This is a genomic window from Bacillus sp. mrc49, from assembly GCF_002803435.1.
Genome location: NZ_PHNG01000756.1, coordinates 1 through 11,886, shown reverse-complemented (window position 1 = coordinate 11,886; position 11,886 = coordinate 1). Strand labels below are relative to the sequence as shown.

The 11,886-nt window shown below is 47.4% G+C and carries 9 protein-coding genes, 1 other RNA gene and 1 pseudogene; 7 read left to right on the top strand and 4 right to left on the bottom strand.

The window, feature by feature from the left end; all coding sequences use genetic code 11:
- Together CVN76_RS22470 and CVN76_RS22465 are read right to left on the bottom strand one after the other, a co-directional pair.
- Positions 1-430, bottom strand: a pseudogene (locus tag CVN76_RS22470) (hypothetical protein); the annotation flags it as partial.
- Between the two features lie 55 nt (positions 431-485).
- Positions 486-1,028: a hypothetical protein gene (locus tag CVN76_RS22465; protein ID WP_061141148.1), complete on the bottom strand. Its 543-nt coding sequence runs from the start codon at positions 1,026-1,028 to the stop codon at positions 486-488.
- Between the two features lie 176 nt (positions 1,029-1,204).
- On the opposite strand from CVN76_RS22465, the gene secG reads away from it, so the two are divergent.
- From secG to CVN76_RS22430, 7 genes are all read left to right on the top strand, one after another.
- Entirely contained in the window at positions 1,205-1,438 is a 234-nt protein-coding gene (gene secG, locus CVN76_RS22460) for a preprotein translocase subunit SecG (RefSeq protein WP_061141147.1), read from the top strand.
- 141 nt (positions 1,439-1,579) lie between these two features.
- Entirely contained in the window at positions 1,580-2,326 is a 747-nt protein-coding gene (locus CVN76_RS22455; protein ID WP_100533117.1) for an alpha/beta hydrolase, read from the top strand.
- Between the two features lie 33 nt (positions 2,327-2,359).
- A complete protein-coding gene (gene rnr, locus CVN76_RS22450) occupies positions 2,360-4,729 on the top strand; it encodes a ribonuclease R (RefSeq protein WP_100533116.1) in 2,370 nt (789 codons plus the stop codon).
- 66 nt (positions 4,730-4,795) lie between these two features.
- A complete protein-coding gene (gene smpB / locus CVN76_RS22445; protein ID WP_061141144.1) occupies positions 4,796-5,263 on the top strand; it encodes an SsrA-binding protein SmpB in 468 nt (155 codons plus the stop codon).
- Positions 5,264-5,386: 123 nt separating this feature from the next.
- Positions 5,387-5,748: a transfer-messenger RNA gene (ssrA, locus tag CVN76_RS22440) on the top strand.
- A gap of 124 nt (positions 5,749-5,872) precedes the next feature.
- Positions 5,873-7,522 (top strand): FAD-binding dehydrogenase, encoded by a 1,650-nt coding sequence (locus tag CVN76_RS22435; RefSeq protein WP_100533118.1) that lies wholly within the window; start codon positions 5,873-5,875, stop codon positions 7,520-7,522.
- A 383-nt stretch (positions 7,523-7,905) separates the two neighbouring features.
- Positions 7,906-8,304 carry a hypothetical protein gene (locus CVN76_RS22430; RefSeq protein WP_100533115.1) on the top strand — a complete coding sequence of 133 codons (399 nt, stop codon included), beginning with the start codon at positions 7,906-7,908 and terminating at the stop codon, positions 8,302-8,304.
- 37 nt (positions 8,305-8,341) lie between these two features.
- Here the strand turns inward: CVN76_RS22430 and CVN76_RS22425 are convergent, their stop codons facing one another.
- Both CVN76_RS22425 and fdhF read right to left on the bottom strand, forming a co-directional pair.
- Positions 8,342-8,818: a DUF1641 domain-containing protein gene (locus CVN76_RS22425; protein WP_100533114.1), complete on the bottom strand. Its 477-nt coding sequence runs from the start codon at positions 8,816-8,818 to the stop codon at positions 8,342-8,344.
- Between the two features lie 18 nt (positions 8,819-8,836).
- The gene (gene fdhF, locus CVN76_RS22420) at positions 8,837-11,776 is read right to left on the bottom strand and encodes a formate dehydrogenase subunit alpha (RefSeq protein WP_100533113.1); all 2,940 of its coding nucleotides are present in this window, start codon (positions 11,774-11,776) and stop codon (positions 8,837-8,839) included.
- Between the last annotated feature and the right edge of the window lie 110 nt (positions 11,777-11,886).

Genomic DNA, 11,886 nt, shown 5'->3' with positions numbered 1-11,886 from the left:
CGGCGAAGTGCATATTGTCTTTTTCGGCAGCTTGGAATAGCCGTTCAAGCGCTTCTGCGGCTTCTTTGCGCATCATTCTTTTTTCGATTTTATCCTGAAAGATGAAATCCACTTTTGGGTAAACAAGATCTTCAGGTTTGTAATCTTCCGGCAAGCTGTATTGTTTGTTGACAAGTACAGGGATGCTTTCTGGGTTGGCTAAAGTCTGCAGGCCAGCCTGCGCGGGCTTGACCGTTTCATCCACTTCCACCTGGCGTTGGGCCGATTCTTTTGAATCATTTTGCTTATCATCAGTTTCTGTCTCCGTATGGTGGGAGCTCGGGTGTTCTTCTTTTTGCTCTTTTTTTTCATCGCTTGATTGGTCGAATGAACATCCGGACAATAAAATGAACGATGACAGAGCAGTTGCAGTAAATATAGGTTTTAACATATGAAAGGCCCCTTGCTTTTAATATAAGATTTCCTGCGATAGGCGTTTTGAAAGATTATCGTGACAAGTAATCCCTCGTCAATTCACTTTGGTACTTATCGAGAAATAAGCCGATCCAGACCACCATCAATAAAAATGGATAATCATTGCGGACTGCGGCTTCCACGACGGGTGCAGACCAAAAGTGCGAAAGGAAACCGCCTGACATCCTGATCGTCTCGAAGGTGACCAGGGCGTGCAGCGATAGCCAGAGAATCGTAAGGGTGTTGGTGCCGAAACCAATGACGGCCGCTATGATGCTCAGCAGGATGGCGGCTGCACCGATCAGCAGCACATGGTAACTTGATTGGAAAAAGTCGATGCCGCTATTGGAAAGTCCATTATAAATAATAGCAGTAAAATAGACGGTTGTCGTGGTATATGCAGCAAATAATAAATATCGATTGCCATGATATTTTGCAAGCAGCAGCAAAAGCGGCGAGAGAACGATCAATAAGACACTGATGAGATTGCTGCCGCCTATCCATAAAGAATAGCCTGCAACCGCCGAGAACAGGATGGTCAATAAATCAAGAATCCGGAGAATGGGCTTGAACATGGTGACACCTCTTTCTTCCCTTTTTGTGAATTATCTCAAACTTTGATTCAAAAAGAAAATGATGAAGATGCTGTTTAGGAATTCTTACCATTAAATGATAACAAAGATTGTGGATATCTTATGGGTGTGGTAAAGTTAAAGTAATTGTTTATTGGTACTTCAGGAGGTGTGATTGCATGCATGCATTTCTCATAACGCTTTTGGTGATCGTCAGTATCGCCCTTATTGTGACGGTATTGCTTCAATCGGGTAAAAGTGCAGGTTTATCAGGTGCGATTGCCGGCGGTGCTGAGCAGCTATTCGGAAAGCAAAAAGCTCGCGGCTTGGATTTGATTTTACATCGTGCAACGGTAGTATTAGCCATTTTATTCTTTGCTTTAACTTTACTTGTTGCATTCTTTGATGTGTAATCGATCAAAAATGAGTCTAGCTAAATAGCTAGGCTTTTTTCTTTGCACGATAGTTGCATGAATAGATATAGTAATTTTAGTACTTAATGATAGATAGGGAATTTTTTTGGATGCTATTTACTAATGAAGGAGCTAATTATCATGAAAATCAAGCTGCAGCAGCCCTTTACTTTTGAAGGCGGAAAAAGAGCTGTCTTACTATTGCATGGATTCACGGGGAATTCCGCAGATGTGCGGATGCTTGGACGTCACTTGGAGAAGCACGGTTACACCTGCCATGCCCCGCACTATAAGGGACATGGGGTTCCGCCAGAGGAGCTGGTGAAAACGGGCCCTGTTGATTGGTGGAAGGACGTCATGATGGCATTCGATTTCCTGAAGAGCAAGGGCCATGAGGAAATAGCTGTTGCCGGACTCTCTTTGGGAGGCGTATTTTCTCTTAAATTAGGTTACACTGTACCTATAAAGGGTATCGTATCAATGTGTGCGCCCATGTATATCAAAAGTGAAGAGATGATGTATAAAGGAGTATTGGAGTACGCTAGAGAATTTAAGAAGTATGAAGGAAAAACGCAAGAGCAAATAGAGCATGAAATGGACCTCTTGGCCGATAAACCGATGAATACATTGAAAGCCCTTCAGGAATTGATAACGGATGTACGGGAGCATGTCGATTTGATCTATGCACCGACATATGTTGTGCAGGGGCGGCATGATGATGTCATCAATCCGAAAAGTGCCGATATCATTTTTGATTCCATCGAGTCACCTGTCAAGAAACTGAAGTGGTATGAAGAATCCGGTCATGTCATAACGCTGGATAAAGAAAAAGAACAGCTGCATGAAGATGTATTGGAATTTTTAGAAAGTCTGGATTGGTCCGAATAACAAATTTATTATACCCTGAATAGGAGGGGTTTTATGGAAGATAACATTCAAGAACACATGAATAGGCTTTTGACGTATATGACCGACGAAGCATACAAGCCATTGACGGTACAGGAGCTTGAAGAGGCTTTGAAGATTGAAGACTCGGCAGACTTCAAGAATTTCGTCAAGGCGCTAGTGAAGCTGGAAGAAAAGGGATTGGTGGTCAGAACGAGAAGCAATCGTTACGGCCTGCCGCAAAAAATGAATTTGTTCCGCGGAAAATTAACGGGTCATGCAAAGGGATTTGCTTTTGTAACGCCTGAAGATAACCCAGGAATGGATGATATTTTCATCCCGCCAAATGAAACGGGTACAGCGATGCATGGAGATATCGTCATGGTACGAGTATCCTCGGAAACGTCCGGATCAAGGCAAGAAGGCACGGTCATCAGGATCCTTGAACGCGGAATAACGCAAGTGGTAGGTACATACTCCGAAAGCAAAAGCTTTGGTTTCGTCATCCCTGACGATAAAAAGATCGCAAACGACATCTTCATTCCGCAGCATGCTTCCCATGGAGCGGTGGAGGGCCATAAGGTTGTCGTCAAGCTGACTTCTTACCCAGAAGGACGTGTAAGTGCAGAAGGAGAAATCATCGAAATTCTAGGGCATAAAAATGACCCTGGCGTCGATATCCTTTCCGTCATCCATAAATATGGTTTGCCGATGGAATTCCCGGAAGACGTCATGAAGCAAGCCAATGCCGTTTCCGATACGATTTCTGAAAGTGAAATCGGCAGCCGCAGGGATTTGCGCAATGATGTTTTGGTCACGATTGATGGGGCCGATGCGAAGGACCTCGATGATGCCGTTTCGGTTACTAAGCTTGAAAACGGCCATTACAAGCTAGGTGTCCATATTGCGGATGTCAGCCATTATGTTACGGAAGGTTCACCAATCGATAAGGAAGCCCTTGAAAGGGGTACGAGCGTTTATTTGGTGGACAGGGTCATTCCGATGATACCGCATCGTTTATCGAACGGGATTTGCTCCTTGAACCCGCAGGTCGATCGGTTTACACTCTCTTGTGAAATGGAAATCACACCAGACGGGCATGTCGTCAATCACGAGATTTTTGAAAGTGTCATCAAGACGACGGAGCGGATGACATATGGCAATGTGAACAAGATTTTGGTGGATAAAGATGAAGAACAGCTGGAGCGCTATGAAGCGTTGGTGCCGATGTTCGAGGACATGGAGAAGTTGGCGGCCATCCTTCGTAAAAATCGGATGAACCGCGGTGCGATCGATTTTGATTTCAATGAAGCGAGGGTTATCGTTGACGAAGAGGGACATCCGACTGATGTCGTTTTACGTGAAAGGTCGGTTGCCGAGAAGCTGATTGAAGAATTCATGCTCGCGGCCAACGAAACCGTTGCCGAGCATTTCAACCGTCTTGACGTTCCGTTCATTTACCGTATCCACGAAGATCCGAAACCGGAAAAACTGCAGCGCTTCTTCGAATTCATTACGAACTTCGGCTACATCGTGCGCGGGTCGGCCAATGACGTCCATCCAAAGGCATTACAGGAAATCATCGAGGCAGTGGCAGGCAAGCCAGAGGAAACGGTCATATCCACCGTCATGCTCCGTTCGATGCAGCAAGCGAAATATGATCCGGAAAGCCTGGGCCATTTTGGATTATCAGCTGAATTTTATACACATTTCACTTCACCGATCCGCCGTTACCCGGATTTGATCGTGCATAGGCTGATCCGGACTTATTTGGTGGAAGGTAAAACGGATGAAGCTACGAAAGAGAAATGGAATGCGATTTTACCCGAGATTGCCGATCATACCTCGAAGCGGGAACGTCGCTCCGTCGATGCGGAGCGCGAAACCGATGATTTGAAGAAAGCCGAATATATGCTTGATAAAATTGGCGAGGAATATACCGGCATCATTGGTTCCGTTACGAATTTCGGAATGTTCGTCGAGCTGCCGAACACCATTGAGGGGCTTGTTCATGTCAGCTTCATGACGGATGACTATTACCGCTTCGATGAGCGCCAGCTGGCCATGATCGGGGAACGTACAGGGAATGTATTCCGGATTGGGGACGAAATCGACGTACGTGTTTCCAACGTCAATAAAGAGGAACGCGCCATCGATTTTGAAATCATCGGCATGAAGGTGAGCCGTCCGCGTCCATCCGGAGAGAAGAAAATATTCAAAGCCAATTCAGGTGACCGTAAACGTGGCCGCGGCGGGAATGGCGGAAGAAACGATGGAAAAGGCGGCGGCCGTGGCGGCAATCGCAAGGGAGATTCGCCTTCTTCCGATAGAAAGCCGAAAAAGAAGAAAAAATTCTTTGAAAATGCGCCCGCTGCCAAGCGCAAGAGGAAGCCTAAAAAGAGATAAGATTGATGTGAGGGGATGATCGATTCATCCTCTCACCGCGATCGGATGTAAAAAGGGGAGAGTTAGATGCCAAAAGGCTCAGGTAAACAACTAGCACAAAATAAAAAAGCGTATCATGATTTCTTCATTGAACAAACATTTGAAGCAGGCATCGTTTTGAAAGGGACCGAAATCAAGGCAATCCGTGCGGCCCGAGTGAATTTGAGGGATGCCTTCGCTAAAATAGAAAATGGCGAAATATATCTTTATAATATGCATGTCAGTCCTTACGAGCAAGGGAACCAGTTTAACCATGACCCGTTGCGGACACGGAAGCTCCTTTTGCATAAGAAAGAAATCAGTAAACTGATCGGTGAAACGAAAGAAGCGGGCTACACCATCGTTCCATTGAAAATGTATTTGAAAAATGGGTTTGCCAAGGTTTTAATCGGGCTTGGAAAAGGGAAGAAGCAATATGACAAGCGAGATGACCTGAAGAAGAAGGAAGCGAAACGTGATATTGAACGTGCTTTCCGTGATCGTCAGAAGATGTAACACTGCCAAGACCTTACAATTGATTTTTCGTTTCAATCTGTTATAATTAATCCTGTACCGATGACAATTGAATATCAGCCAACTTGCTGACTATTCTTCTCTCGTACGCTCCATTTCAATCATGGGGACGTTACGGATTCGACAGGGATAGTTCGAGCTTAAGTTGCGAGTCGAGGGGATCGGCCTCGTTAAAACGTCAACGCCTATAACTGGCAAACAAAACAACAACCTAGCTTTCGCTGCGTAACAACAGTCGTTAGCTGTTCCTCCCTCCATGGCCCACGTGGTAGGGTAAGGGACTCACTCTAAGTGGGATACGCCGGAATCCACCGTCTGAGGATGAAGGAAGAGACCAATCAGACTAGCTGCTCTGCCGCCTGTCGATAGGCTAATGAGTTCGCGAAATGCGAATATATCGACTACACTCGTAGAAGCTTAAGTGCCGTTATGTCTGGACGTGGGTTCGACTCCCACCGTCTCCACCAATACATATATTGGTGGTTTTTTATTTGCCTTTTTTCCTTTCAAGAAGGAATATGAGGATGAACAGGGAATGTAGGAAGAGAGCACTTTATGAAAGCGTATACATATGGAGGCGGGGGCATGTTGATGGGATTTGATGTGATTGTGGTCGGAGCGGGTCTCGCCGGGTTGGTGGCTACGGCAGAGCTTGCGGATGCCGGAAGGAAAGTGTTGCTGCTGGATCAAGAACCGGAAGCTTCTCTAGGCGGGCAGGCTTGGTGGTCTTTCGGCGGCTTGTTTCTTGTCGACTCACCCGAGCAGCGGAGATTGGGCATTAAGGATTCACGGGAGCTTGCCTGGCAGGACTGGTTAGGTACAGCGGGTTTTGATCGGGTGGATGATGAAGATCATTGGGGGAAAAAGTGGGCGGAAGCGTACGTCAACTTTGCATCAGGGGAAAAACGTGAATGGCTGACAGCCCAGGGCATCCGTTTTTTTCCGGTAGTTGGCTGGGCGGAGCGAGGGGGTTACCTCGCTGAAGGGCATGGTAACTCGGTTCCGCGTTTTCATATAGTATGGGGAACGGGCCCGGGAATCGTAAAGCCGTTCGAGGATCGGGTCCGTAATGCGATCGGTAAAGGTCTGGTCGATTATCGCCCCCGCCATCGTGTGAATGAATTGTTAACGGAAGACGATTCTGTCATTGGTGTAGGTGGATCGGTGCTTGTGCCGAGCTCGGCAGCTCGCGGCGAGGCAAGCTCCCGGGAAGTGATCGGTGACTTTTCGTTTCATGCTAAAGCTGTGCTTGTTACAAGCGGCGGGATCGGGGCCAATCATGAATTGATAAGAAAGAATTGGCCTGCGCGACTAGGTGAAGCCCCGAAAAATATGATTTCCGGCGTTCCTGAGCATGTGGATGGGAGGATGCTTGCCATTACGGAAAAGGCAGGCGGAAGAATCGTCAATCGCGACCGGATGTGGCACTATACGGAAGGTATCAAGAATCATGATCCCGTTTGGGCAAAGCATGGAATCCGTATCCTGCCCGGGCCTTCATCTCTTTGGCTTGATGCAACGGGCCAGCGATTCCCAGCTCCGAATTTTCCGGGATTCGATACGCTGGGGACGCTTGATGCCATCATGGCGACAGGGTACGACTATTCATGGTTCATTTTGACGCAGAAGATCATCGAAAAAGAATTTGCTTTATCGGGCTCTGAGCAAAATCCCGATTTGACAGGCAAAAGCATTCGGAAGGTGTTATCCCGGGTCCTGCCTGGCGCATCGTCTCCCGTGCAGGCTTTCATGGACAAGGGCGAGGATTTTGTCATAGCGGATTCACTCTCGGAACTTGTGGAGGGGATGAATAAGCTCACGGAAGAGAACTTGCTTGTCCTTGCCGATATCGAGCGGCAAATAATCGCGAGGGATAGGGAGATGGATCATAAATTCACGAAAGACCTGCAAATCACCGCAATGCGTGGAGCACGCCATTATATCGGGGATCGGTTAATAAGGGTTGCAGCACCGCATAAAATCCTCGATCAAAAGAATGGTCCTTTGATAGCGGTGCGGTTGAATATCGTCAGCAGAAAAACTCTAGGGGGATTGCAAACCGATCTTTCCTGCCGCGTCCTGAATGCTTCTGGACATCCGGTGATAGGACTGTATGCAGCGGGTGAGGTAGCTGGATTCGGCGGGGGTGGGGTTCACGGCTACCGTTCGTTGGAAGGAACATTCGTCGGCGGCTGCCTTTTCTCCGGACGACAGGCGGGCAGGGCGCTTGCAGATTTATGACGAGGGCCTGCTTTTGGGGTCCTTTTTTTGTCGAAAAATCGATATATCGCCGAATTCGCAGAAAAAAAGATCGGTTTCGCAGATAAAATGCCGAAATCATAACGGGCATAATCTATTTTGATCATCATTTCAATCAGCTCATCCGGACGAAAGATGGAGTAGAGTCGGCGTTTCCGGATCCTCTCATTCAAGTCGGCCGCCAGGAATCACAGTTGCAGAATTGGTTTTTGCAATAAAACATTCCAGTAATTCCGATCCATTCATTCATTGTCATCAGCAATCCCCAAACCATCATCCGTACCTCTCCTGAAAACCGTACGCTCCAGTATAAAGTCATTCATCGCGAGGCGCTTCCCGCTAAAATAAAGCAAATCGAAAATTCCATGAAAGAATCGATTTTAGATGCTAAAGCTTTAAAGAAAGCTGTTCGCGTCATCAATAAACAGCATATCGATGCCGATTTTTCCATTCTTGACCGGTACAAACTTACCGAAAGTGATCTACTAAAAGGGATGATTTGCGAGAATTGTAACTGTCACCAGTTACTTAGGAGATATGGTACAAGGATTTGCAAGCCAAGCGGACTAGCCAGTAAGGATGCACATGTCCAAGCTTTACGAGATTATTTTTATTTAATCGGCCCGACTATCACGAATCGGCAGCTGCGGGATTTTTTGAATATTTCCTCTGCATCCACCGCAACGGGAATCCTGCAATCTTTGAATCTGACAAGCCGTGGCGTGAATAAGGGGAGGGAGTACAGCCTGTTTTTTGATGAGTGAAAAAAGAGGCTGACCCAAAAAGAGTCAACCTTCCTTCCTATTCCTTCAATTCCTTGCCCATACCCTTCAGGAAGTGGACGCCGAAACCGATCGCCCGGTTTATGTCGGGATCATTCAACGTTTTCATTAGATCGAGTACGCCGATTTTCTTTTCGCTTTGGAGGAACTTGTTTCCTTCGTCGATTCCGGCGAGTGCACTGCTCAGCAGTTTCGTCGATTGTCCGGCATCAGCTTTCATCAAGGCCCCTGTTGCCCCCATAACGGTATTGATCAGGTTTGTGACAGGTTGTCTTGTGACTTGTTCAAGGGCGATTTTTGCAATTTGTTCTTTTCCTTGAAGCATGGAGGTCGCAGCTTCGAATACTCCGGCGCCATTCAGTTCATTGACGATTTTAAACATATGGTTTAAGGCATCTTCATTATTGGCGATCAGTGTTTTTAGTTCTTCTAGTTTTTGGAGCTTTTCTTCTTCCTCCGTAAGCGGATTATGGATTTCCGTAATGGGAGCTGCCATGAACATCACCTTCCTTGTTTATTTTTCCGTTAAATGAACATACCCTGGACGGGCCCACTTCCGCTCAACCTCGACTCCATTTTGGGGATGTCGTTTTTTATTCCGTGGATTTGTATCGGGCAACGGAGTATCGCCGCTTGCGCATAACACTTCCATGCGGACCATCGTCTGTTTGTATGCCGGCGTGCTTGTGCGCTGGTCGTAAATGGGACCGGTCAGGAAGTTGATGGCAGAGTCTTTATCAACGGAATTCATCGGTAAAAATAGCTCGTTGTTTTTTACCCGGTCCGTGATCAGCACCTTTAATTTAACGGCTCCGAATGGTGACACCAAGCGGACGAGCCCGCCATCACCGACTTTGCGCTCACTAGCCAGCTTTGGTGATATTTCAACGAAAATACCCGGCACCTTTGCTTGGATTCCAATAGATTTATTCGTCATGTTTCCTTCATGGAAATGCTCCAGCATCCGCCCGTTGTTGATGTGAAGATCGAATTCCGCTGGGAACTGAGCCGGCTCCACCCAATCAGATAGCGCAAAACGGGCTTTCTTATCGGGAAAGTTAAAACCATCTACATAAAGGAGCGGCGTGCTTGCTCCGTCATGGCTGCCCCAGAGGAAGCTGTTCCAGCCTTCGAGCACACCATAATTGGCTTGGCTGAAAATTGGTGAAAGGCTTGCCATTTCATCATAGATTTCACCAGGATGTGTGTAATTCCAATCCGCTCCCAACCGTTTGGCGATCTCTTGGGTGATCCACCAATCCGCTTTAGCGTCTCCTAGAGCAGGCAGTGCTTGGTATAGACGCTGTACGCGACGCTCCGTATTGGTGAACGTTCCCTCTTTTTCAAGTGAGGGTACGCCAGGTAACACGACGTCTGCATATTGAGCGGTCCTGGATAGGAAAATATCTTGCACCACGAAGAAATCCAAGCTGGATAATACGTCATGAACATGGTTGGCATCCGAATCGACAAGTGCCATATCTTCGCCGACAAGGTACATTGCTTTCATGTCGCCTTTTTCAATGGCGTGAAGCATTTCGATATTGTTCATGCCTGGTTTGCCATCGATTGTCACACCGTAAGCCCTTTCGAATTTGGCGCGTGCCGCATCATCGGAAATATGCTGGTATCCGGGAAGCCATGTCGGGAGGGTACCCATATCGCAAGCGCCTTGGACATTGTTATGGCCGCGAAGCGGATAGGCACCGGCTCCAGTGCGGCGGTAGTTTCCTGTAGCCAGCAAAAGGTTGGAAATGGCGGCCGACGTGTCGGAGCCTCCAGTGTTTTGGGTTACACCCATCCCCCACAGAATGCAGGTCCCATCGGCATCACGGATCAATTCAGCAATTTGGATCAATGCTTCTTTTGCAAGCCCTGTGTGCATTTCAGCATATTCAAGGGTGTATTTCTCAAGTACTTCCATATAATCGTCGAAGAAGTTCACATTCTCATCAATGAATTCCTGATCATGCCAGCCTTGGTCGATCATATATTTGGTAACTGCCATCAACCAGACCTGGTCCGTGCCCTGTTTAGGGCTGATGTGAATATCGGAACGCTCCGCCATTTCGTTTTTCCTGATATCGGCTACAATCAGTTTTTGGCCGTGAAGCTTATGGGCCCGCTTCACGCGTGTCGCCAGTACAGGATGCCCTTCAGCAGGATTCGCCCCGACGATGATGACCAAGCCAGCCGCGGCAATATCCCTGATCGTTCCGGAATCTCCGCCCATTCCGACTGTACGGAACAATCCGTCTGTAGCAGGCGATTGGCAATAACGAGAGCAATTGTCGACGTTATTCGTCTCGAATACTTGTCGTGCCAGCTTTTGAATGACATAGTTTTCTTCATTCGTGATTTTGGAGGAAGAAATGAAGCCTACGGAGTTGCCGCCATGCTGTTGTTTGATCGAACCGAGTCTTGAGGCGACCAGATCCAGTGCTTCATCCCAGCTCGATTCGATGAATTTGCCATTTTTCCGAATGAGCGGTTTGGATAATCGTTTCTCGGAGTTTACGAAATCCCAGCCGAATTTCCCTTTGACACATGTGGAAATCGCATTGACGGGAGCATCATGAGTCGGTTGGATTTTAAGGATTTTCCGGCCCTTAGTCCAGACCTCGAATGAGCAGCCAACCCCGCAAAACGTACAGACCGTTTTTGTCTTCTTCGTCCGTTTCTCACGCATGGCCGCCTCGATTTCCGAAAGGGCGAAAATCCCGCTGTACCCAGGCTCCACTTCTTTGACAAGGTCAATCATTGGTTCGAGCAAATCGTTTTTGATACCTGACATGAACCCAGCCTCACCGAGCATTGACTTCTCCATTAATGCATTGCAGGGACAAATGGTTACACACTGTCCGCAGCCGACACATGATGAGCTGTTGATTTCGGAGCCTTCATCCCAGATGACCCTTGGGCGATCAGCTTCCCAATCGATGGATAGTGTCTCGTTGACCTGAAGGTTCTGGCAGACCTCGACGCATTGCCCGCATGCAATGCATTGATTGGCATCATAACGGTAAAATGGGTGCGACATATCGACATCGGCCAATTTCACTTTCGGTGTGTAAGGGTATTTCTGGTGTTCAATTTCCATTAATTCTGCCGTGTTGTGAAGCTTGCAATTGCCGTTATTATTATCACACACTGTACAGTATAAGGAGTGGTTTTCCAGAATCCGATCCATCGCTTCGGTTTGGGCTTCTTTTGCGCTGCGTGAGCCCAGGGCAATATCCATCCCGCTCATGGCCACGGTCGAACAGGACCGGACGAGTTTGCCATCGACTTCGACAATGCAAGTGTCACAGGTCTGGATCGGATCGACCTCGGGGACATAGCAAATTTGCGGGTGGGCTAGCCCATTTTTGTTGATAACCTCAAGTATCGTCAATCCGGCTTTTGCCGTATAATCCAAGCCATTGATTTTAAACGTGCTCGTCGAATTGCTCATAGACCTTCCCCCTTTTTAGCAAAACACAACAAAAAACCACCATGAACACACCTCCGCCTCTAAAACGTTGGTGTAGGTCATGGTGGAATAGTTTAGTAGCAAAACTTGCC

Coding starts and splice junctions, on each gene's coding strand:
- CVN76_RS22430 (WP_100533115.1), top strand. CDS start 7,906: ATGAAAGAATCGATTTTAGATGCTAAAGCTTTAAAGAAAGCTGTTCGC.
- CVN76_RS22425 (WP_100533114.1), bottom strand. CDS start 8,818: ATGGCAGCTCCCATTACGGAAATCCATAATCCGCTTACGGAGGAAGAA.
- rnr (WP_100533116.1), top strand. CDS start 2,360: ATGGAAGATAACATTCAAGAACACATGAATAGGCTTTTGACGTATATG.
- secG (WP_061141147.1), top strand. CDS start 1,205: ATGCATGCATTTCTCATAACGCTTTTGGTGATCGTCAGTATCGCCCTT.
- CVN76_RS22435 (WP_100533118.1), top strand. CDS start 5,873: ATGGGATTTGATGTGATTGTGGTCGGAGCGGGTCTCGCCGGGTTGGTG.
- smpB (WP_061141144.1), top strand. CDS start 4,796: ATGCCAAAAGGCTCAGGTAAACAACTAGCACAAAATAAAAAAGCGTAT.
- fdhF (WP_100533113.1), bottom strand. CDS start 11,776: ATGAGCAATTCGACGAGCACGTTTAAAATCAATGGCTTGGATTATACG.
- CVN76_RS22465 (WP_061141148.1), bottom strand. CDS start 1,028: ATGTTCAAGCCCATTCTCCGGATTCTTGATTTATTGACCATCCTGTTC.
- CVN76_RS22455 (WP_100533117.1), top strand. CDS start 1,580: ATGAAAATCAAGCTGCAGCAGCCCTTTACTTTTGAAGGCGGAAAAAGA.